General features: G+C 39.4%; 20 protein-coding genes and 1 other RNA gene. 20 read left to right on the forward strand and 1 reads right to left on the reverse strand.

Annotated elements, in window-relative coordinates:
- Positions 1–765 (forward strand): mucin-binding protein (locus FC64_RS01830; protein ID WP_202987235.1); only part of this gene is annotated, 765 nt, incomplete at its 5' end.
- A gap of 89 nt (positions 766–854) precedes the next feature.
- Here the strand turns inward: FC64_RS01830 and FC64_RS01835 are convergent.
- Positions 855–1340: a DUF1836 domain-containing protein gene (locus tag FC64_RS01835; RefSeq protein ID WP_057906274.1), complete on the reverse strand. Its 486-nt coding sequence runs from the start codon at positions 1338–1340 to the stop codon at positions 855–857.
- 166 nt (positions 1341–1506) lie between these two features.
- On the opposite strand from FC64_RS01835, the gene trhA reads away from it, so the two are divergent.
- The 19 genes from trhA to whiA all read left to right on the forward strand — a co-directional run bounded on the left by trhA (position 1507) and on the right by whiA (position 22302).
- Positions 1507–2136 (forward strand): PAQR family membrane homeostasis protein TrhA, encoded by a 630-nt coding sequence (gene trhA / locus FC64_RS01840; RefSeq protein ID WP_057906275.1) that lies wholly within the window; start codon positions 1507–1509, stop codon positions 2134–2136.
- Between the two features lie 95 nt (positions 2137–2231).
- On the forward strand, positions 2232–2567 hold the full coding sequence (locus FC64_RS01845) for an ArsR/SmtB family transcription factor (protein WP_057906276.1): 336 nt from the start codon (positions 2232–2234) through the stop codon (positions 2565–2567).
- 80 nt (positions 2568–2647) lie between these two features.
- Positions 2648–3325, forward strand: a complete 678-nt coding sequence (locus FC64_RS01850; RefSeq protein WP_057906277.1) for a ribonuclease H family protein — start codon at positions 2648–2650, stop codon at positions 3323–3325.
- A gap of 213 nt (positions 3326–3538) precedes the next feature.
- Entirely contained in the window at positions 3539–4936 is a 1398-nt protein-coding gene (locus FC64_RS01855; RefSeq protein ID WP_202987236.1) for a L,D-transpeptidase family protein, read from the forward strand.
- Positions 4937–5015: 79 nt separating this feature from the next.
- Positions 5016–5384, forward strand: a transfer-messenger RNA (tmRNA) gene (ssrA, locus tag FC64_RS07305).
- Between the two features lie 79 nt (positions 5385–5463).
- On the forward strand, positions 5464–6180 hold the full coding sequence (locus tag FC64_RS01860; protein WP_057906278.1) for a response regulator transcription factor: 717 nt from the start codon (positions 5464–5466) through the stop codon (positions 6178–6180).
- Between the two features lies 1 nt (position 6181).
- Positions 6182–7705, forward strand: a complete 1524-nt coding sequence (locus FC64_RS01865; RefSeq protein WP_057906279.1) for a sensor histidine kinase — start codon at positions 6182–6184, stop codon at positions 7703–7705.
- A 113-nt stretch (positions 7706–7818) separates the two neighbouring features.
- Positions 7819–8938, forward strand: a protein-coding gene (gene prfB, locus FC64_RS01870; RefSeq protein WP_235804827.1) for a peptide chain release factor 2 whose coding sequence is annotated in 2 segments (ribosomal slippage) — positions 7819–7890 and positions 7892–8938 — 1119 coding nt in all. Because the reading frame shifts where the segments join, the coding sequence is not laid out codon by codon here.
- A 12-nt stretch (positions 8939–8950) separates the two neighbouring features.
- On the forward strand, positions 8951–10051 hold the full coding sequence (locus FC64_RS01875) for a PDZ domain-containing protein (RefSeq protein WP_057906281.1): 1101 nt from the start codon (positions 8951–8953) through the stop codon (positions 10049–10051).
- A 15-nt stretch (positions 10052–10066) separates the two neighbouring features.
- Positions 10067–10393, forward strand: coding sequence for a PspC domain-containing protein (locus tag FC64_RS01880; protein ID WP_057906282.1), 327 nt, complete (start codon positions 10067–10069; stop codon positions 10391–10393).
- A 14-nt stretch (positions 10394–10407) separates the two neighbouring features.
- On the forward strand, positions 10408–10752 hold the full coding sequence (locus tag FC64_RS01885) for a phage holin family protein (protein WP_057826879.1): 345 nt from the start codon (positions 10408–10410) through the stop codon (positions 10750–10752).
- A 69-nt stretch (positions 10753–10821) separates the two neighbouring features.
- Positions 10822–11760 carry an HPr(Ser) kinase/phosphatase gene (gene hprK / locus FC64_RS01890; RefSeq protein ID WP_057906283.1) on the forward strand — a complete coding sequence of 313 codons (939 nt, stop codon included), beginning with the start codon at positions 10822–10824 and terminating at the stop codon, positions 11758–11760.
- A gap of 15 nt (positions 11761–11775) precedes the next feature.
- Positions 11776–12609: a prolipoprotein diacylglyceryl transferase gene (lgt, locus tag FC64_RS01895; RefSeq protein WP_081035609.1), complete on the forward strand. Its 834-nt coding sequence runs from the start codon at positions 11776–11778 to the stop codon at positions 12607–12609.
- Between the two features lie 74 nt (positions 12610–12683).
- Positions 12684–14411, forward strand: coding sequence for a phospho-sugar mutase (locus FC64_RS01900; protein WP_057906284.1), 1728 nt, complete (start codon positions 12684–12686; stop codon positions 14409–14411).
- 141 nt (positions 14412–14552) lie between these two features.
- Complete coding sequence (gene uvrB / locus FC64_RS01905) at positions 14553–16556, forward strand: excinuclease ABC subunit UvrB (RefSeq protein ID WP_057906285.1); 2004 nt, start codon at positions 14553–14555, stop codon at positions 16554–16556.
- A 15-nt stretch (positions 16557–16571) separates the two neighbouring features.
- Positions 16572–19400, forward strand: a complete 2829-nt coding sequence (uvrA, locus tag FC64_RS01910) for an excinuclease ABC subunit UvrA (RefSeq protein WP_057906286.1) — start codon at positions 16572–16574, stop codon at positions 19398–19400.
- Positions 19401–19468: 68 nt separating this feature from the next.
- Positions 19469–20356, forward strand: coding sequence for an RNase adapter RapZ (gene rapZ, locus FC64_RS01915; RefSeq protein WP_057906287.1), 888 nt, complete (start codon positions 19469–19471; stop codon positions 20354–20356).
- Complete coding sequence (locus FC64_RS01920; protein WP_057906288.1) at positions 20353–21345, forward strand: gluconeogenesis factor YvcK family protein; 993 nt, start codon at positions 20353–20355, stop codon at positions 21343–21345. Before rapZ ends, FC64_RS01920 begins: the two co-directional genes overlap by 4 nt.
- A gap of 15 nt (positions 21346–21360) precedes the next feature.
- On the forward strand, positions 21361–22302 hold the full coding sequence (gene whiA / locus FC64_RS01925; RefSeq protein WP_057906289.1) for a DNA-binding protein WhiA: 942 nt from the start codon (positions 21361–21363) through the stop codon (positions 22300–22302).
- The last annotated feature ends 70 nt before the right edge of the window (positions 22303–22372 follow it).

A 22372-nucleotide genomic window follows, 5' to 3' on the forward strand; every position in this document is an offset into this window, starting at 1 on the left:
AATGAAGGGACAACGACAATCACACCGGATAACAACCCAGACAACTTAGATTTGACCAAGAAGGTTACCCGGACGATCAATTACGTAGATGCTAATGGTAAACAATTAGCACCAAACGTAACGCAAACGATTACGTTTACCCGGAACGCAACGGTTAACAAAGTTACTGGTAAAGTAACTTACAGCAATTGGCAATCAAGCGGTAACGATGGTTACGATGCTGTTGAATCACCAATTGTTAAAGACTACACACCAACTCAAAAGACAGTTGAAGCTGAAAACAATGTTTCAGTAAATTCTGCTAATCAAGTTGTTAATGTTGTCTACACAGTTGATAAACCAACAACACCAGAACAAAAGCCGAGCGAACCAGCCAAGAAGCCGGCAGCACCAGAACAAAAGCCGAGCGAACCAGCTAAGAAGCCTCAGGCATCAGTTGAAAAGTCGACTGAACACGTTCAACCATTGAAGAAACCTGTTCAAACTGCTAAAACAGTAGCAAGTCAATCATCGAAGGTTGAAGTGGTAAAGAAGACAGTTTCATCAACTAATGAAGGAACGGTTCGTGTTGTAGAGCAATCAACCAAGATTGAAAAGCAAACACCAAATAATTTAGCTACTCAACCAAATGAAAATAAGAATACTTTGCCGCAAACCGGTGAAGATTCATCAAATCATTCGTTGTTTGGTGAATTGTTGCTCGTTCTTTCAGGATTGCTTGGATTCTTTGGAATCGGAAAACGAAAAAAAGATAAAGAAGAATAGTGGCAAATAAAAAACGCTCTCCAGTAATGGGGGCGTTTTTTTTGTAAAAAATAAAAATTCCGCTAAGCAGTTGCTGCTTAACGGAATTTTTAATGCTCATTGATTAAATGTTCACTGATAATTTTACAAATCACGGTTTGAATAATAAGGTTCAATGCTAATTCGGCCCGGCTAGATTCATCAAAATGCAGTTCAAGATTAAAGTGGTGCAAATCAAGATCTGCAAATGCAGTGTTGAAAGCTTTGCAAAATGAATTGTAATTTTCCTGGTAATTATCTTGGACGTTGGAAATCAGCCATTCATGAATATCATCAAGCGAGTAGACCTGTTTCATGATGGTGATTAGAATCAGCGAAGCAACGTGTTCTTGTGAATATTTCTTTTTGATTGGTTTAGGCATTAATCCTTTTTTGACGTAGCTGTTCACCATCGACGCGGTAATCGGGACTGAAATAAGCGATTGAAGGTATCGGTTTCCAAGATTAACGACCTGATCCATATAAAGGGCTAGATCTGGTAGTTCCTTCCATTGCGGAAGGTGAGGAGCGTTTGCAAGTAATTCATCAGTCTTCATTATATTAAATCCTTCTTTAACTAATTTAGTCTTATTATATCATGTTTTAAAATTTTAATTGAAAATTAAATGTTTGCTTTGAAATTGTTTGTTATTTTAATTCGCTTCATCTAGAATTAAAGTCTAGATATGGTATAATTATGTTATATATTTTGGAGGCGATAATATGACACATAAAGAACAGATTATCAATGAAATATTAAGTGCAGTTACCCATGCAATTGGAATTGGCTTAAGTATTTGGGGATTAGTGTTATTGATTTTAAAAGGAATCAGAACGAATTCGATCTTGGTTGCAGTTACGGTGATCATTTATGGAATAACGTTAATCGGATTATATTTGTTTTCAACCCTTTTTCATTCGTTGTACTTTACAAAATTTAGTCGAATTTTCCAATGTTTTGATCATTGCGGGATTAACTTATTGATTGCTGGTACTTACACACCGTATTGTTTACTGGCAATTCGCGGCTGGCTGGGAATCGGAATGCTGGTTGTGATTTGGGCACTTGCCATTGGCGGAATGGCCTATCATTTATTTGCTAAAAACCGGCAGCAAAAGGTTGAAACTCTTTTGTACATTTTAATGGGATGGATGTGTTTACTGGGAGCCAAATCGCTATTAACGAGTTTAGGAATCACTTCATCGTGGTTATTGGTTGCTGGTGGAGTAATTTTTACCCTTGGAGCATTGATTTACAGTATTCGTAATTTACGATTTGCGCACGTAATTTGGCATTTGCTGGTGATGGGCGGGACGGCATGCATGTTTTTGTCGATTTATCTGTTCATTTAATTTAAATTTATAAAATTGTGGTGTAAACGCTTGCTGTTATCAAATCATAATGGTACTCTATAATTGAAATTGGTTTATGAAAGAAGTGGGGAAGGATGGCAGTTAGCAAGTTAAATCAACAGCAAGAAGCTGCGATTAAATCGTTTGAAAAAGACTTTAATGTAATGCATGCATTGGCAGATCGAAATCGGCAAAAAATCATCGTACTCCTTGCTCACCACTTAGATGATGGGTTGACAGTAACTTCAATCACGGAGAGAATGGCAATTACTCAACCCGCGGTTTCGCATCATCTTAAGATTTTGCGGGATGCAGGGATTGTTTCGTTTCATAAAAAAGGGCTTCAAAGTGTCTATTATTTAACACTCAAAGAACCGTTAAAGAGATTAGAACAATCTTTAAAGGGGTTACGGACGAAGTTTGAAAAGTAATTAAAAGGTAAAAAATTAAAGACTTATGCGAGACTGAGCGATGAGCGCAGCCTCATTTTTTATTTTAGAAGGGAATTACAATGAAATTTTACGCTGTGCGCAAAGGACGCAAACCAGGAATTTATTCAACTTGGAGTGAGTGTGAAACTCAAGTTAAGGGATTTCCCAAAGCAGAATATAAAAGCTTTCGCCAACGAACTGATGCAGAAAGTTATCTTCAAAAAAATGAAGTTTCAAATCCCCCAAAGAAGTCTTCAGCCGTCCAAAGTGGTTGGAAGAATCCAGACATTCTCTTATTTACTGACGGCGGATCCCGTAATCACGGCAATCACGCGGGAGATCATGTACATGCCGATGATAAGGCAGCCTGGGCGTTCTTGATTCGACGGGATGGACATAATGTACGCGGGACCGGCGGAGAATATGGCGCAACTAATAACCGCATGGAATTGATGGCTTTAAGAAATGCATTGAAGGTTCTTGGACAACGCGGATGGAATCACGAAAAAATCAATGCAATCTTAGATTCGCGGTACGTTTTGCAAGCGATTCAAAAAAATTGGCTGCAATCATGGAAACGAAATGGGTGGCGCAAGTCATCTGGTGAAACAGTAGCTAATCAAGAATTATGGCAAGAAATCGATCGGCTTTTACCGTACTTTTCACAAATTAAATTTATTTGGACCAAAGGCCATGCAGATAATAAGGGAAATGTGATTGTTGATCAAATGCTGAATGCCAAAATGGACCAGATGTAATTTTAATAGGACAAGGAATTTACAATACGTGATTTAAAAATATTTGAGCTTTGAAGGTCTGTTAATTAGATTTAATTGCGGTTTATGAGGAATTATAAATTTATTAGAAAACGGTCATAAATTTTCCATTTTTAATTCAATGAATTTAGTTAAATTAAGGATTGAAAACTTAATTTTAAAAGCTATAATTAGGTAAGTAAACTAATGGAGGGATTGATAGGTATCAAAGCGAAAAAGAAAGGAGCAATTATTGCGGATGTTGTAATCGCAGTAATTGTCATTGCATTCGGTGGAATGGCAGCTTATCAAGCAAACCATTTTAATAAAGAAGTTGCCATTAATGGAGTTAATGTTGGGGGATTGACTGCAAGTCAAGCAATGTCAAAACTCGAGAACGGAAAATTAGATAATACGGTTAAAGTTGGTAATCAGGTAATTTACCAGGGAAAACAAACTGCATCCGGAGTTACCGCTCAGGATGAACCAGAAGTCAAAGCAATTTTGAAGAAACAATTTACTTTGGTTCCAACAAGTAAAACAAAAAATTACAACGTTTCATCAAATCAAAATAATCAATACCGGACAACCGATTTGCGTAATGCGGTTGAACAAAAGTTAACGGCAATGAACGCTGACCGGACACCTGCCCGGGATGCATGTGCGGTTTTGAAAAACGGAACAGTTTCAGTTGAAAAGGCTAAAGACGGAAAACAATACAACGTTAAGGCAATGATGAAGGAATACGATAATCAAGTCAATGATGATCACATTGATTTGAAAGCCATCATTGCCAAGCCAGTAACTGAATCAAGTCAACAAGTTCAAACTGAAAAGGCGAAGTTGCAGGATTTGGCAAATGCAACGGTTGATTACAAGGTTGAAAATCAAGATTACAATTTACCAGCTAAGCAGATGATTACATCGGCTAAATATGTTAACGGTAAGTATCAAATTAATTCAAAGGCGCTTGCAGATAAGATTGATCAAATCAACAAGAGTCAATCGACTCTTGGCAAGAAGTTCAACTTTAAGACCTCAAACGGCAATACCATTCAAGTCCAAGGCAAAACATATGGCTGGGCAATTGATACGAAGAGTGCGGTTGCAAGTATTTTGAAAGCTTATGAAAATGGCACGAAGACCGTGGATGCTAAGAATAATATTTATGGCATTGGTTACAATGAAAACGGAACGGGTTATGGTGTAACATCAAACGATGGCATTGGTGATACCTACGCTGAACTTTCAATTGCTGATCAACACGCATGGTTTTATCGTGATGGTAAATTAGTTGATCAGGTTGATGTGGTAACTGGGAACGTTCAATCACATAATGATACGCCCAAAGGGGTCTATTATATTATGTATAAGCAATCTCCTTCAACATTGAAAGGTGTTGGCTATAATGGCAAGGCGTACAGTTGTAAAGTTCAATATTGGGCTCAATTTACAAATGATGGTTGTGGGTTCCACGATGCTTCGTGGCGGACAAATTGGTCAAAAGATGCATATTTGACTCAAGGATCGGACGGGTGTGCTAATATTCGTCCAGACCAAGCTAGCCAAGTTTATAATTCACTTTCAGTTAATGAACCGGTAATTGTGTATTAATAAGAAAAGATAAAGGGATGGCAAGCACAAAATTTGTTTTTTGGTATGATTATGATAAAATACTAATGTAATAGATTTTGGGGATGTTTAGGATTCGACAGGTATAGGTCGAGCTTAAACTGCGCTTAGTAGGTTGCGACTACTATAAAACGCTCAGTTAAATATAACTGCAAAAAATAATAATAATTCATACGCCTTAGCTGCCTAATCGCGGTATAGCGTAAATCTTGATTAGGATCGTCCACGTTCTGATTGAGGTTTTATATGCAGTGGACTACGTTGCCAGTTCCCGTCTGAAATTGGCAAAAGAGATCGACCAGGCTAGTTGGTAGCGGTGGCTATGTTACACGGCGGAGTTATCAATGAAATTTAAATAGTGTGACTATGAACGTAGATGTTTAGGTGGCGATATGCTTGGACGCGGGTTCGACTCCCGCCATCTCCATAAGAGGGCTGAAGCTAGGGAATAATCCTTCTTCAGTCTTTTTTGTTAAATTCAGCTTGATAATTAGGTAGGAGAGATTTTAATGAAGATTTTAATGATTGAAGATAACAAGTCTGTTTGTGAAATGATGTCGATGTTTTTTGAAAAAGAAAACTGGGATGCCACATATGCTTACGATGGTGAAGAAGCGATTGAAAAATTCAAGGCGACTCCTAATAGCTGGGATATGATCACGTTGGACTTGAACCTTCCAAAAATGGATGGAATGCAAGTTAACGCTGAAATTCGGAAAATTTCAAAAACCGTTCCGATTATCATTTTGACGGCTCGAGATTCAGAAAGCGACCAAGTTTTAGGATTGGAAATGGGAGCGGATGATTATGTTGTCAAGCCGTTTTCACCAATTACTTTAATCGCCCGGATTAAAGCACTGCATCGGCGAGCAATGATGAATGGTGATGATAAAGCAGATACGAATACGGCTGAAAAATTCGATGTTGTAACTGATCATTTAAAATTAAGTACGACAACACGTGAAGTTTTTTTGGATGGTAAACCGTTAAATAATTTAACACCAAAGGAATTTGACCTTTTAAAGACCCTAGCTCAAAAGCCACGTCAAGTTTTTTCTCGAGAACAATTACTGCAACTTGTATGGGATTATGAATACTACGGCGATGAGCGAACAGTTGATGCCCATATTAAAAAAATCCGGCAAAAAATTGAAAAAGTCGGACCGCAAGTTATTCAAACTGTTTGGGGTGTCGGTTATAAATTTGATGATTCAGAGGTAAAGTAAAATGAAGTTTAAGTTCAAACTTCTGTATCAGCAAATGGCAATATTTTTTACAATGATTGTTTGTTTTCTTGCAATTGTTGGAGTATTACTTTTTCATTTAACTAAAGAGAATGTATATCAAGATGCTTGGACACGCATGGAGGGCTATGCTCAAAGTATTCGCGATAATGCATTGAAGTTAACTACAGATAGTCAAGGAAAAACACAGATTACCTTAGACGCAGAAGTACTTCATGATAGTGAAATGATATTAAAAAATAACGATGTCCACTTTACGATATATGTAAGTCCTGATCAGGTTCTTTATCCGCAATATGGCTTTAAATCAACAATTTCAAAGAATGATTGGAAAGCTCTTCAAAGTGGCAAAATTTTAAAGCGTCGTGACGATCTTGCAGGGAAAGGTAGACTTTTTAAGGATGATCATGGATCACATCCTAAAGTACATTCTAGGTTTATGCCTAAACAAAGAATGACAGATATCTTTATGCCATGTTTTGATGTTAATGGCCAACTTGTGGCGGTAATTTCAGTTGCATCAGCCGTTTCAAATATTCATAATGATTTTCGTAAAGTTCAGCAAAACTTAATAGTTGCATTAATGATCTGCACAGTTTTAGGGTTTATTATTAGTTATTTAATTGCTCGTTATATCACTAAACGAATAAAGAAAATGCAGGCTGCAACTCGGCAAGTTGCGGAAGGAAACTTTGATGTTCAAATTCAACATGGTAATCAGGATGAACTTGACGAACTGGCAATTGATCTTAATCAAATGGTTGGTTCGTTAAAAAAATCATCAGAAGAAATTCAACGCCAAGAACAACGGCGAAAAGAGTTTTTTGCAAATGCTGCTCACGAAATGCGAACACCATTAACGACAATTAACGGGCTTCTTGAAGGCTTGAAATATGATGCAATTCCAGAAAATAAAAAAGATGAAAGTATTGACTTAATGCGTGATGAAACAAAACGACTGATTCGACTTGTCAATGATAATCTTGACTATGAGCGAATTCGATCAGGTTCAATGCAGCTTAATTTAACAAAATTTAATGCAACCGAGGCTTTGAATAAAATCATGCGACAATTAACTCCAAAGGCAGATGAAGCACATGACCATTTTGAAATGCAGACGCAGGAAGACATTCCCGTGTGTGCAGACTATGATCGTTTCACGCAAATTTTCTATAATATCATTCAAAATGCGATCCAGTTTACAACTGATGGAACAATCAAAGTGGTCGTTAAACGACGTGAAAAGCAAACTGGAACAGAAATTAAGGTTTCAGATACTGGAATCGGAATGAGTCAGGAACAGTTGGATAATATTTGGGAACGCTATTATAAGGCTGATCAGTCACGCGCTCGGACAAAAGGTGAGTCTGGATTGGGACTTGCAATCGTTCACCAATTGATTCAACAGCATAAAGGAAAAATCAAGGTTACAAGTACCGAAGGTAAAGGAACAACGTTTACGTTATTCTTCCCAGATCGAGAAATTGCAACCGCAAAGAAAAAATAGGAAAAAAGAGATCGTGGTGAGTGCCACGATCCCTTTTCTGCATTTTATGGTAGTTTTCGTTCAAAAGCGATTCATGTATAATGAAAGAGAATTAATATCAAAGGAGAATCAAAATGGAAATTGCTGATTATCGAAATAAAATCGAAGCAATGAACCATCAGATCTCTGAGTTCGGGAGGTCTCTTTGACTTAGAAAGTCTTGAAGAGCAAATTGCTGAAAATGAGTCGAAGATGGCTGAACCTGGATTCTGGGATGATGGAACAGCTGCTCAAAAATTAATTAATGAAAATAATGAATTAAAGAATAAGTTTGATAACTTTCATCAACTTTCACAATCAATTGACGATTTAGATGTTTTGTTTGAATTAGTTCAGGAAGATGAAACGGATGTGGATCTTCGGGGAGAATTAGAAACCCAACTGAATGATACCCAAGCGCAACTTGAGAAGTATCAATTATCCTTGCTGTTGAATGGTAAGTATGACAAGGATAATGCAATTCTTGAAATTCACCCTGGGGCTGGGGGAACTGAATCGCAAGATTGGGGTTCAATGCTGATGCGGATGTACATGCGGTGGGCCGAACAGCATAACTTTAAGGTTGAAGTTGCTGATTATCAAGTTGGTGAAGAAGCTGGGATCAAGAGTGTAACTTTAATGATCAAGGGAACGAATGCATACGGTTATCTGCGCAGTGAAAAAGGTGTTCACCGACTGGTTCGGATTTCCCCATTTGATGCGGCTGGCAGACGGCACACCTCATTTGCGTCTGTTAACGTCATGCCAGAACTTGATGACAGTGTTGAAGTTGATTTACGACCAGAAGATATTAAAATGGAAGTTTTCCGTTCAAGCGGTGCTGGAGGACAACACATCAATAAGACGTCATCAGCGGTGCGTTTGATCCACATTCCAACCGGGATCGTTGTTTCTAGTCAAGCACAACGGTCGCAATTTCAAAACCGGGCAACGGCAGAAAGCATGTTAAGGGCTAAACTTTATCAACGCGAATTAGAAGAAAAGCAGCGGCAAAAAGCTGAGATTCAAGGTGAGCAAATGGATATTGGCTGGGGATCGCAGATTCGGTCTTACGTGTTTCATCCGTATTCAATGGTCAAAGATCACCGGACTGGGTATGAAACGGCTAACAACCAGGCAGTAATGGATGGCGATCTTGATGGCTTTATTAACGCCTATCTTCAATGGAAGTTGCAACAGGAAAATCCGCAATAAAGAGGGATATGAATGGAATTTTTAAAATTAATTGGAACATTTTTGATTCAACCATTATTGTGGCTGGGAATTTTGTGGACGATCATCTGCTATTCGCTTCGAATTCGCGGTGATCGCCGTAACTTTAAAATTGCGTTGAATAAGGATTTTTTTGAAATTCGCCATTTTATTAAGAGAGGTATTTTGTGGGGAATCGTTGGCTCATTGATCAGTTTGATTATTGGGTGTTATTTACCAATGAAAATAATTGTCTTGTACGAAATCTTGGCAGCGGTGGCGATTCTTTGCACGTCACGTATTGATTTAAGTACTGTTCCGCTATATATTTTGGGAATTTTGGCGGTTCTGCGGCATCCAACAATTTTACCTGTGATTCTATTGCTATTAGGGTTTAATTACTTTGTTAAAGGACGATTGACCCATGGCGAAAATACAATCTGGTTTACGCCGCAAATCAAGCAAAATCGGCGAAAACGTCGGTTGGCAGTTTACCGCTGGAGCGAGTTTATAGTTTTACCATTAATGGTTTATATTCCAGGGACTTTAATGGAAAAGCTGTTTCATTTTTTGCCGTTGTTTCATTTTGGCGAAGTCCACTTCGGTTTATTTATCTTGCCATTTTTTGTCAGCAGTGCAGGTCGGATTCGTGGTGAACAAATTGAAACTCGGATGCAAGCGGTGCAAAAGCAGAATCTGATTTTGGCGGTTGGAGCATTTGTCCTCGCCGTTGTGGCATGGTTGTTGCCGCATCTGGGAATTTGGTGGATCATACTAATGTTGGCGTTGACGGTTGGAATTCATCTCTATCATTATTTACAGGTAAATAAAAACCGGGCTCAATATATTGAAGTAAGCGAAGGCATTCGGGTAATTGCGATTCGCCCAGGAACGCCAGCTGCGAAAATGAGCCTTAATCCTGGCGATGTGATTTTGACATGCAATAACCAACCAGTTATGAATGAGAATCAATTTTATGCGGCATTACAACTTGACTCTGCATATTGCCATTTGAAAGTCAAGACAATGAGTGGTGATTTGAAGATCACTGAAGGAGCAATTTATAATGATTCACCATACGAGCTTGGAATCGTCCAATTTCGTAAGCTGAATTAAAGTGGGAGGATTTGAATGAAAAAGAAACTTTACCGTTCAAACGAGCATCGAATTTTATTTGGAGTATGCGGCGGTTTTGCGGATTATTTTGGAATTGATCCAAAATACATCCGAATTGGTTATTTGATTTTTGCTTTAATTTGTTCAATGTTTGCCCGGCTTTCGATTTTACCGGTCGGCATTTATGTTATTTTAGCCCTAGCAATGCCGCTTAATCCAAACCAATCGGTAAAAAGTTTTAGTTCTTTTTTTGGAAATCAAACGACGAATCGTCCAGCACGGCCAAATAATCAAGGTCGAAAAGTTATTCGGGACGTTAAGGAAAAAGATATTAAAAAGTAGAAGGGAAATCATTCATGGGATTCTGGAAAAAAGCAATTCTTGATACGCTGATTTTTATTGCGATTGCCGGATTTTTTCCATCGATGTTTCACGTTTCAAGTCTTTGGATGGCATTTGTGGCGGCAGTCGTTGTCGGTTTGCTGAATCGCTTTGTTAAACCGATTATTGTGTTGCTGTCATTGCCGATCACTGCGCTGACATTCGGGTTGTTTTATGTGGTGATCAATGCGTTTATGCTTGAACTTGCTTCATGGGCGCTAAAACCTGATTTTGCCTTCAGTAGTTTTGGCGCAACGTTAGTGACTGCAATCATTATCAGTGTGGTTAATATGATCGTTTCCGACCATTTTATCGAATAATTAATCGGCACTGATTAAATTTAATGGTAAAATATTAGATAAAAAGGCTTTCAGAAATGAGGAATGAGGATGCGAAGTGTAACAGTCAAACAGTTAGCTGATGCATGTGGATTGACCGTGTATTCAGGACAAGAATATCTTGATAAGCGGTTGATCAAAACCGATGATATCTCTCGTCCAGGATTGGAACTAACTGGATATTTTGATTACTATCCGGCTGAACGGGTCCAACTTTTCGGAATGACAGAAATTTCATTTTCACAACGGTTAACGTCTGAAAATCAACTTAAGGTTATGCGACAGTTATGTACTGATGAAACGCCATGCTTGGTTGTTTCACGGTCATTACCGGTTCCTGAAAGTATGGCAACCGCAGCTGCCGAAAAAAATATTCCAATTTTAGGAACGAAGTCATCAACTTCGCGAATTGCTTCACGGATCACGTATTATTTACAAGGTCAACTAGCAGAACGGCAATCGCTTCACGGAGTTTTGGTTGATATCTATGGATTAGGGGTTTTGATTACCGGTGATTCTGGAGTCGGAAAATCTGAAACTGCCCTTGATTTGATCAAGCGTGGTCACCGGTTGATTGCTGATGACCGGGTTGAAGTTTATAAAAAGGATGAATTTACGGTTTATGGTGAACCGCCGAAAATCTTAGCTCATTTGCTTGAGATTCGGGGAGTTGGGATTATCGACGTGATGAACTTATACGGTGCAGGAGCTGTCCGGACGCATGCTCATATTTCACTGATTGTTCACCTTGAAAATTGGAGTAAGGATAAACAATTTGATCGCCTAGGAAGCGGCGAAGAAGAACAAGAATTATTAGGAATTAAGATTCCGAAGATCACGATTCCAGTCAAAGTCGGACGGAACATGGCTATTATTGTTGAAGCAGCGGCAATGAATTACCGGGCAAAGACAATGGGCTATGATGCAACGAAGACGTTTGATGAAAACTTGAATAATTTAATTAAAGAAAATTCAACTCAGAATAAATAAGAGAGATGGAAAGTTTTGAATATTTCAGCAACAGCGATTATTAATCGAATTGCATTTACAATTGGACCGATCATGGTTCACTGGTATGGAATTATTATTGCAACTGGGGTTTTGCTTGCGGTTATTTTATCAGTTCGGGAAGGGAACCGTCGCGGACTTGATGAAGAAAACATTTACGATTATTTAATTGTTGGGTTACCGATTTCGATTATTTGTGCCCGAATTTATTACGTTATTTTTCAATGGCAATACTATTCAGCTAATCCCGAAATGATTTATCGGATTTGGGATGGCGGAATTGCAATTTACGGTGGGTTAATTGGCGCGGCAATCACGTTGATTATCTTTTGCAAGCACCGTGGGATTTCATCATGGGAGTTTTTAGACATTGTTGCCCCAACTGTGATTATGGCTCAAGGAATTGGCCGGTGGGGCAACTTTGTTAACCAAGAAGCTCATGGAGTTGAAACGTCACTTGCATTTTTGCAAAATACATTGCACTTACCGCATTTTATCGTTCAGCAAATGTGTATCAATGGGATATATTACCAGCCGACATTTTTGTATGAATCGGTATGGGATATTGCCGGGTTTATTTTACTGATGGTGCTCCGGCATCGGAAACAGTTGTTTAAGCGTGGCGAAGTCTTTTTGACGTACGTAATGTGGTATTCATTCGGTCGTTTCTTTATCGAAGGAATGCGGACAGACAGCTTAATGTTAGGTCCGCTTCGGATTTCACAATGGTTGTCATTTATTTTCTTTTTCAGTGCATTGGCAATCTGGATCGTTCGGCGGCAGAAATTTGATCAACCATGGTATTTAGACCAGAATGCGGTTAAAAAATAAAATTTAATCAAAAATAGTTACGATAAAAACGCTTTTATAGTAAAATTAAAGTGGTATTTAGGAAGGTGATATTAATGAGTTGGGAAGAAAACTATCAAACATGGAAAAATAATCCTGAATTAGCAGCTGATTTAAAGGTTGAATTAGATCAATTAGCAAATAATCAAGAGGCATTGGAAGATGCATTTTACGAACCGCTTTCATTTGGCACTGCTGGAATGCGGGGCATTTTAGGTGTTGGAATCAATCGGATGAACATTTATACCGTTCGTCAAGCAACTGAGGGCCTTGCAACCTTTATGGACACTCTTGATGATGCAACTAAGCAACGCGGGGTTGCAATCAGTTATGATTCACGGCACCATTCACAAGAATTTGCATTTGATGCTGCCCGGGTTTTAGGATCCCATGGAATTCCAACATTTGTTTTTGAAAGTTTACGTCCAACTCCAGAACTTTCATTTACAGTTCGTCATTTACATACATATGCTGGAATTATGATCACTGCAAGTCATAATCCAAAGCAATACAACGGATACAAGATCTACGGCGAAGATGGGGCACAAATGCCACCTCAAGAATCAGATATGATCACTAAGTATATTCGTCAAGTTAAGGACATTTTTGGCGTTAAAGTTGCTGATAAGGATGCGTTGATCGAAGATGGTACCCTTAAGATTATCGGTGACGAAGTCGATAAGGCATACTTAGAAGAAGTTAACCAAGTAACAATCAATCATGAATTGGTTGCCGAAGAAGGCAAAACAATGAAGTTGATCTTTACACCGCTTCATGGTACGGGAGCAATGTTAGGGGAAAAGGCTTTGAAACAAGCCGGATTTGAAAACTTCACGATGGTTCCGCAACAAGCTGAACCAGATCCGGAATTTTCAACCGTTAAAAAGCCAAACCCAGAAGATCCGGCTGCCTTTGATTTGGCAATTGAACTTGGTAAAAAAGAAGGGGCTGACCTGTTGATCGGGGTTGACCCGGATGCTGACCGTTTAGGCGCTGCAGTTCGCCAACCAGATGGTGAATACAAGTTATTGACTGGGAACCAGATTGCTGCCATTCTTTTGAACTACATTTTGACGGCCCGGAAAAATGCTGGTACATTGCCATCAAATGCAGTGGCTGTTAAATCAATCGTATCAAGTGAATTTGCAACTAAAGTCGCTGCCAACTTTAACGTTAAGATGATCAACGTTTTAACGGGCTTCAAGTTTATTGCTGAACAAATTAAGAATTTTGAAGCTGATGGTTCGCACACATTTATGTTTGGCTTCGAAGAAAGTTACGGCTATTTGATTCGTCCATTCGTTCGTGATAAAGATGCCATTCAATCATTAGTAATGCTTGCCGAAGTTGCTGCCTTTTACAAGAAGCAAGGCATGAATCTTTATGATGGTTTGCAAGAACTCTTTAAAAAGTATGGTTACTTCGCTGAAAAGACAATTTCATTGACCTTTGATGGGGTTGAAGGCGCTAAGGAAATTGAAGACTTGATGACAAAGTTCCGTGAAGAATCACCAAAGGAATTTGCTGGTTACAGGGTCGTTGCCTTAGAAGACTTTAAAAAGTCAATGAAGACGAATGCTGACGGAACGGTTGAAGAAATCAAGATTCCAAAGTCAAACGTATTGAAGTACTTGCTTGAAGATGGGACTTGGATCGCTGTTCGGCCTTCAGGAACAGAACCGAAGATCAAATTCTATATTGGAACGCAAGCTGATTCACAAGACGAAGCATTTGCTAAGCGGCAACAGTTTGAAGATACAGTGATGGCGTTTGTCAAAGGCTAATCGAATAATTAAATAGAAAAGTATTTAAGGCTGGTGGATTTCCAGCCTTTTTGCTTGCCGGAATTAAGTTTTTTAAAATGCGAAAATATGTTCGTTATGATAAAATGTTGATAACAATCTGATTGAGAAAGGAGAATGAAAATGATCGAACGACAAGCAGATCGTAAATTTGACTTGGTTGCCCCATATAAACCAACTGGTGATCAACCGCAAGCAATCCAAGAGCTTACAGAAGGATTGCAAAAAGGTGAAAAATCTCAAATTTTGCTTGGAGCAACCGGAACTGGAAAGACATTTACGATTGCAAATGTAATAAAAAATAATAACAAGCCGACTTTGGTCCTTGCTCATAATAAAACGTTAGCGGGACAGCTTTATGGCGAGTTAAAGGAATTTTTCCCGCATAATGCGGTGGAATACTTTGTTAGTTATTATGATTTTTATCAACCAGAAGCATACGTGCCTTCCAGTGACACTTACATTGAAAAGGATTCAAGCATTAATGACGAAATTGATAAATTGCGGCACTCGGCAACAAGTGCTTTGTTGGAACGTAACGATGTGATTGTTGTTGCGTCAGTCTCATCGATTTTTGGGTTAGGGAGCCCGTTTGAATATCAAAAGCACACGATTTCACTTCGAGTTGGTCAAGAAATCGAACGTGATAAGTTGTTACAATCGTTGGTTGATATTCAATACGAACGTAATGATATCGATTTCCAACGGGGACGATTCCGTGTTCATGGCGATGTGGTCGAAATTTTTCCTGCTTCACATGATGAGCGGGCACTTCGGATTGAATTTTTCGGGGATGAAATTGACCGGATTCGAGAAATCGATCCATTAACTGGTGAAGTTTTCGGCGATCGGAATCACGTTGCAATTTTCCCGGCAACCCACTTTATGACGAATGATGATCAGCTTGAACGAGCAATTGACGGGATTCAGCATGAACTTGATGACCGATTAAAGGAATTACATTCTCAAGGAAAATTGCTTGAAGAAGAACGGTTAAAGCAACGGACAACGTATGACATTGAAATGTTAAAGGAAATGGGTTATACGTCAGGAATCGAAAACTATTCCCGGCACATGGATGGACGAAAACCGGGCGAACCGCCATATACGCTGTTGGATTTCTTTCCGAAAGATTTTCTAATCGTCGTTGATGAATCGCACGTTACAATGCCGCAGGTTCGAGGAATGTATCATGCTGATATTTCACGGAAACAGATGCTGATCGATTATGGTTTTCGGCTTCCGAGTGCGCTTGACAACCGGCCATTAAAGCTTGAAGAATTTGAAAAGCACGTTCATCAGATTATTTACATGTCAGCGACTCCGGGACCGTACGAAAAGGAACAGACTGATCATGTCGTTGAACAGATCATCCGACCAACTGGGTTGCTTGATCCTGAAATTGAAGTGCGACCAGTTATGGGCCAAATGGATGACCTTGTTGGCGAGATCAATAAGCGAGTCGAGCGAAATGAACGGGTCTTTGTGACAACGCTGACCAAAAAGATGGCGGAAGATTTAACCGATTATTTTAAGGAACTTGGAATTAAGGTCAAATACTTGCATTCCGACATTAAAACGCTTGAACGGACGAAAATTATTCGCGATTTGCGACTTGGTAAATTTGATGTGCTCGTCGGAATTAATCTTTTACGGGAAGGAATTGACGTACCGGAAGTGTCATTGGTTGCGATTTTGGATGCAGATAAAGAAGGATTTTTACGGAATGAACGGTCATTGATCCAAACGATCGGACGGGCTGCCCGGAATGTTAACGGACATGTAATTATGTATGCCGATGAGATCACGGATTCAATGCAAGCGGCGATCGATGAAACGAAACGGCGGCGGCATATCCAAGAAGAATATAACCGGAAGCATCACATTACACCGAAAACAATCAAAAAAGATATTCGAAATCAAATCTCAGTGCTTGATAATCCAGATAAGGAAACTAAAGATTTAGCAAGTGATGAAGTTGAATTCACCAAGATGACTAAGGCAGAACAGAAAGAAATGGTTGACCGGCTGAAGACGCAAATGAAGCAGGCAGCCAAAGACTTGAAATTTGAAGAGGCAGCTTCACTTCGGGATATGATTCTTGAATTAGAAGCTGAAATTGAATAAGAAGGAGGAATTGATATGGCAAAAGATCAAATTCAAATTCATGGTGCGCGCGCCCATAATTTGAAAAATATCGATGTGACAATTCCGAAAAACAAATTAGTTGTCATAACCGGCCTATCCGGTTCAGGAAAAAGTTCGTTAGCATTTGACACGCTGTATGCCGAAGGACAACGGCGGTATGTTGAAAGTTTATCATCATACGCGCGCCAATTTTTAGGCCAGATGGAAAAGCCGGATGTTGATTCAATTGATGGATTGTCACCGGCAATTTCAATCAATCAGAAAACAACGTCAAAGAATCCGCGGTCAACGGTTGGAACGGTTACTGAAATTACTGATTATTTGCGCCTGTTATGGGCGCGGGTCGGAACGCCGATTTGCCCTAATGATGGTCATCAGATCACTAGTCAATCACCGCAACAGATCGTTGATCAAATTTTGGCTCTTCCGGAACGGTCAAAGATTCAAATTCTTGCCCCCATTGTTCAGGATAAAAAAGGACAACATAAGGAAGTCTTGAAGAAAATTCAACGTGCTGGTTTTGTGCGGGTCATTATTGATGGCGAAATGCATGAAATTGGTAATGAAATTGAACTTGATAAAAATAAAAAGCATTCAATTTCGGTTGTAGTTGACCGGATAATTGTCAAGGCTGGAATACGGTCACGGCTTTTTGATTCAGTTGAAGCTGCATTGAAATTAACAGACGGTTATGTTGCCGTTGATGTGATTGGCGATCAGGTGTTACAGTTTTCTGAAAAGTTAGCATGTCCGTATTGCGGCTTTTCAATTAAGGAACTTGAACCACGGCTATTTTCATTTAATGCGCCGTTTGGGGCTTGTCCCGAATGTGATGGCCTTGGTGAAAAAATTGAAGTTGATTCGGATCTAGTTGTTCCAGATAAAAGTAAAACCCTTGAAGAAGGTGCGATTGCGCCATGGGCTCCGGACAGTTCGAAATATTATTATTCACTGCTTAGTCAGTTTTGTAAAGCAAAGAAAATCAAGATGGATAAGCCATTTAGCAAGTTGACAGCCAAACAAAAAGAAACATTGCTGTATGGTGCCGGAACAAAGAAGTTTCATTTTCATTTCGAAAATGACCTTGGAAGCAAACGTGATGTTGATATGACCTTTGAAGGGGTTGTTCCTAATCTTGAACGTCGATACCGTGATACAAGCAGTATGTTTAATCGGAATATTTTACGGCGATATATGACTAGTCAAGAATGTAAAGCATGTCATGGATACCGGCTTAATCCACAGGCATTAGCGGTCAAAATTGATGGGATGCATATCGGCGAGGTATCAGATCTCCCGGTTGATCAGGCGTTAAAATTTTTTGATAAGCAAAAATTCAGTGAGCAAAAGGAAATAATTGCCCGACCAATTTTGAAAGAATTGCATGATCGGTTAACGTTTTTGAAAAATGTAGGATTAGATTATTTAACGCTCAGCCGATCAGCGCGCACGCTTTCTGGTGGGGAAGCCCAACGAATTCGATTAGCAACGCAGATTGGATCGAATTTGTCAGGAGTGATCTATGTGCTTGATGAACCATCAATCGGATTGCATCAACGTGATAATGATCGGTTAATTGCATCACTAAAATCAATGCGGGATTTAGGTAATACGTTGATTGTCGTTGAACATGATGAAGATACAATGCGTGCTGCTGACTATTTAATTGATATTGGTCCAGGAGCGGGAGCAAACGGCGGTCAGGTGATGGCTGCTGGAACACCACAAGAGGTAATGAAGGTCAAAAATTCACTGACCGGTCAATATTTATCAGGAAAGAAGTACATTCCGGTTCCTGAAACCCGGCGTGAAGGAAATGGAAAATCAATTAAATTATATGGGGCTGCGGAAAATAATTTAAAGAGCATCGATGTTGAATTTCCCCTGGGAAAGTTCATCGCTGTAACTGGAGTTTCTGGTTCAGGAAAATCAACATTGGTCAATCAAATTTTTGAGCGGGTATTGGCCCAAAAAATTAATCACAATTCAACTGACAAGCCTGGAAAATATTCGAAAATTACCGGTGTTGAAAATCTTGATAAGGTAATTAACATTGATCAGTCACCGATTGGTCGGACACCACGAAGCAATCCTGCAACGTATACTGGGGTATTTGATGATATCCGGGGGCTTTTTGCTCAAACGAATCAGGCTAAAATGCGCGGATACAATAAAGGCCGATTTAGTTTTAATGTTAAGGGCGGACGTTGTGAAACGTGCAAGGGCGACGGAATCATTAAAATCGAAATGAATTTTTTGCCGGATGTTTACGTCGACTGTGAGGTATGCCATGGTTCGCGGTTTAATTCTGAAACCCTTGAAGTTGAATTTAAAGGAAAAAATATTGCGGAAGTTTTGAACATGACGGTTGATGAAGCCCTTGAATTTTTCGATGCAATTCCGAAAATCAAACGGAAATTGCAGACAATTTCAGATGTTGGTTTAGGATACGTTCAATTAGGACAGTCAGCAACGACGCTTTCCGGTGGGGAAGCCCAACGGATGAAACTAGCTTCAGAATTGCATAAGAAAGCTACTGGTAAGACGCTCTACATCCTCGATGAACCGACAACAGGACTGCATTCGGATGATATTAATCGCCTGTTGAAAGTATTACAACGCTTAGTTGATAAGGGCAATACGGTGTTAGTGATTGAACACAACCTCGATGTTATTAAAAGCGCTGATTATTTGATCGATCTTGGACCTGAAGGCGGTGAGGGTGGCGGAACGGTTGTTGCAACGGGAACGCCGGAAGAAGTTGCCACTAACCCGCGCAGCTATACGGGAAAATATTTAAAAGATCTTTTAAAGAAACGGTAAATTAATGTTAAATGTATTATAATAATTAGATTAAGGATTGTGCTGAATGAACAAGGGAGGAAATCATGATGAGCGAATCAGATGAACTGGTAATTGTCACAGGGATGAGTGGGGCTGGTAAAACAGTTGCAATGCAAAGTTTCGAAGATTTGGGGTATTTTTGCGTTGATAACATGCCCCCTGAATTGCTTCCTAAATTTTGGGAATTGATTAAGGAAACCGGAAAAATTCATAAGGTAGCACTTGTAATTGATTTACGGGCCCGGAATTTTTATGATGAAATCAATGAAGTTTTATCAGAACTAAAACACAATTTAAGAATTGATATTCGAATTTTATTCCTTGATGCTTCAAACGAAGAATTGGTTGCACGTTATAAGGAAACTCGGCGATCTCATCCGCTGTCGCGCGATAGCCGACCGTTAGACGGAATTCGGCGCGAACGAGAATTGCTTTCTGGAATCAAAACCCAGGCGCAGTTGGTTGTTGACACCAGCAAACTTTCGCCGCGACAGTTACGGGAAGAAATCTTCCATAGTTTTCAAACGGATGAAGGCCAGTATCCATTCCATATTGATGTGATGTCATTTGGTTTTAAATATGGGTTACCAATTGATGCAGATATTGTAATGGATGTTCGCTTCTTACCAAATCCATACTATATTCCTGAACTTCGGAATAAGACCGGACTTGATCAGGAAGTTTATAACTATGTCATGGATTCTGATAAGACAACAGAATTTGTTAATCATTTTGAAGCGTTGTTGCAAACCGTCATTCCCGGATACATTAAAGAAGGCAAGACAAATGTTGTTATTGCCATTGGCTGTACTGGCGGACAACACCGTTCAGTTGCCCTAGCCCAGCGAACAGGCGAATTCCTCAAAAAAGACTATCACGTATCGATCACTCATCGGGATGTTAATCGCAGAAAGGAGACTGTAAACCGCTCATGAGTAAGATAAAACCAAAGATTGTAATGATTGGCGGAGGGACTGGTCTACCAGTAATTTTAAAGGGGTTGCGTAAAAAAGACGTTGACATTACCGCGGTTGTGACCGTTGCGGATGACGGCGGTTCTTCAGGAGTGATTCGGAACTACATTAACGTGGTTCCGCCAGGAGATATTCGTAATGCAATGGTTGCGTTGTCAGATGTTCCTGAGTTATACAAAAAGATTTTTCAATATCGGTTCAAAACGGATGATCAATTTTTCTCAGGACATGCGATTGGAAATTTGATTATTGCGGCGTTATCCGAAATGGATAATAATGATATCTTTGAAGCTGTTCAGCAGCTTTCAAAGATGATGCAGGTCGATGGTCATGTTTATCCGGCATCCAATACGCCGTTAACACTGAATGCTAAGTTCAAAGATGGAACCCACTTAGCCGGTGAATCTGAAATTTCAGCGGCGGGGAAGACAATTGAAAAGGTCTGGGTCACTGCCATTGATGATACTGAACCGCAAGCTGTTCCTGAAGTGATTGATGCAATTTTAAATGCTGATCAAATCGTTTTAGGACCGGGAAGTCTTTTTACAAGTATTTTGCCGAATTTAATGATCAGCAATGTCGGTGAAGCGGTTCTTAAAAGTAAGGCCGAAGTTGTTTATATTTGTAATATCATGACACAGAAAGGTGAAACGGAACATTTTACGGATGCCCAGCACGTGCGTGTGTTGCATGATCATTTGCACCATAATTTTATTAATACGGTTTTAGTTAATACGGAACCAGTGCCACAAAATTATATGGACCGGCAAAAGTATGATGAATATTTGGATCAAGTTAAACATGACTTTAAAGGGTTGCGTGCGCAGGGATGCCGCGTAATTTCGGATAATTTCCTTGAACTGCGTGATCATGGTGTATTTCACAATGGAACGCAGGTGGTTGAAGAGTTAATGCAACTGATCGGACGACCAAATTCATGGATTAATTAGAAAGGATGATTTCATTTGTCCTACGCAAGTGATGTAAAAAAGGAACTCACAACACTTGAGATTCATGAAGAGGGGAACGGTAAAGCTGAATTGATGGCTTTGATTCGGATGAACGGATCATTAAGCATTGAAAATCACCATTTTGTTTTAGCTGTTCAAACGGAAAACCCGGCAACGGCTCGACGAATTTATTCATTGTTAAAACAGTTTTACCAAATTGAAAGTGAATTGATCGTTCGGCGAAAAATGAAACTTAAAAAGAATAATTTATACATTGTTAAGCTGCGCAATAATAGTGAACGTGTTTTGAATGATTTGAATATTTTAGATGGATTTCAAATCAAACAAACGGTTCCCGTTAAATTTCTTGATAATGACCTCAAGGTGCGTTCATACTTACGGGGAGCATTTTTAGCAACCGGATCGGTTAATAACCCGGAAACCGGGCGTTATCATTTGGAAATTTATTCGCTTTATGAGGAACATAATGATACGATTTGTGAAATGATGAATCGGTACCATTTGAATGCACGAAAAACGGAGCGACGCAGCGGGTATATTACTTATTTGAAAGAAGCCGAAAGGATTGCAGACTTTCTTTCTTTGATTGGGGCAACCAATTCAATGTTGAAGTTTGAAGATATTCGAATCGTCCGTGATATGCGTAATTCAGTTAATCGAATCGTGAATTGTGAAACAGCAAATTTGAATAAAGTTGCGGATGCAGCCAACCGCCAGATTGAAAATATTAAATACCTCGATGAACATTTAGGGCTCGATAAACTGCCTGATAAGCTTCAGGAAGTCGCTTATGTTCGGGTAGCTCATCCAGAACTAAGTTTAAAGGAATTAGGCGAATTGGTTCCTGGCGGTCCAATTTCGAAGTCTGGAATTAATCATCGGCTTCGAAAAATTAATGAGATGGCAGCAAAGTTGCAAAAGGGTGAAAAGGTTTGATAAAAGGCTTCAGGAAGATTCCTGAAGCTTTTTTAATATCAAAAAATCGGATTGGAATTTTTCCAATCCG

The sequence above is a fragment of the Ligilactobacillus araffinosus DSM 20653 genome (genome assembly GCF_001435375.1).
Classification (GTDB): Bacteria; Bacillota; Bacilli; order Lactobacillales; family Lactobacillaceae; genus Ligilactobacillus; species Ligilactobacillus araffinosus.

Coding starts and splice junctions, on each gene's coding strand:
- FC64_RS01835 (WP_057906274.1), bottom strand. CDS start 1,340: ATGAAGACTGATGAATTACTTGCAAACGCTCCTCACCTTCCGCAATGG.
- trhA (WP_057906275.1), top strand. CDS start 1,507: ATGACACATAAAGAACAGATTATCAATGAAATATTAAGTGCAGTTACC.
- FC64_RS01845 (WP_057906276.1), top strand. CDS start 2,232: ATGGCAGTTAGCAAGTTAAATCAACAGCAAGAAGCTGCGATTAAATCG.
- FC64_RS01850 (WP_057906277.1), top strand. CDS start 2,648: ATGAAATTTTACGCTGTGCGCAAAGGACGCAAACCAGGAATTTATTCA.
- FC64_RS01860 (WP_057906278.1), top strand. CDS start 5,464: ATGAAGATTTTAATGATTGAAGATAACAAGTCTGTTTGTGAAATGATG.
- FC64_RS01865 (WP_057906279.1), top strand. CDS start 6,182: ATGAAGTTTAAGTTCAAACTTCTGTATCAGCAAATGGCAATATTTTTT.
- FC64_RS01875 (WP_057906281.1), top strand. CDS start 8,951: ATGGAATTTTTAAAATTAATTGGAACATTTTTGATTCAACCATTATTG.
- FC64_RS01880 (WP_057906282.1), top strand. CDS start 10,067: ATGAAAAAGAAACTTTACCGTTCAAACGAGCATCGAATTTTATTTGGA.
- FC64_RS01885 (WP_057826879.1), top strand. CDS start 10,408: ATGGGATTCTGGAAAAAAGCAATTCTTGATACGCTGATTTTTATTGCG.
- hprK (WP_057906283.1), top strand. CDS start 10,822: ATGCGAAGTGTAACAGTCAAACAGTTAGCTGATGCATGTGGATTGACC.
- FC64_RS01900 (WP_057906284.1), top strand. CDS start 12,684: ATGAGTTGGGAAGAAAACTATCAAACATGGAAAAATAATCCTGAATTA.
- uvrB (WP_057906285.1), top strand. CDS start 14,553: ATGATCGAACGACAAGCAGATCGTAAATTTGACTTGGTTGCCCCATAT.
- uvrA (WP_057906286.1), top strand. CDS start 16,572: ATGGCAAAAGATCAAATTCAAATTCATGGTGCGCGCGCCCATAATTTG.
- rapZ (WP_057906287.1), top strand. CDS start 19,469: ATGAGCGAATCAGATGAACTGGTAATTGTCACAGGGATGAGTGGGGCT.
- FC64_RS01920 (WP_057906288.1), top strand. CDS start 20,353: ATGAGTAAGATAAAACCAAAGATTGTAATGATTGGCGGAGGGACTGGT.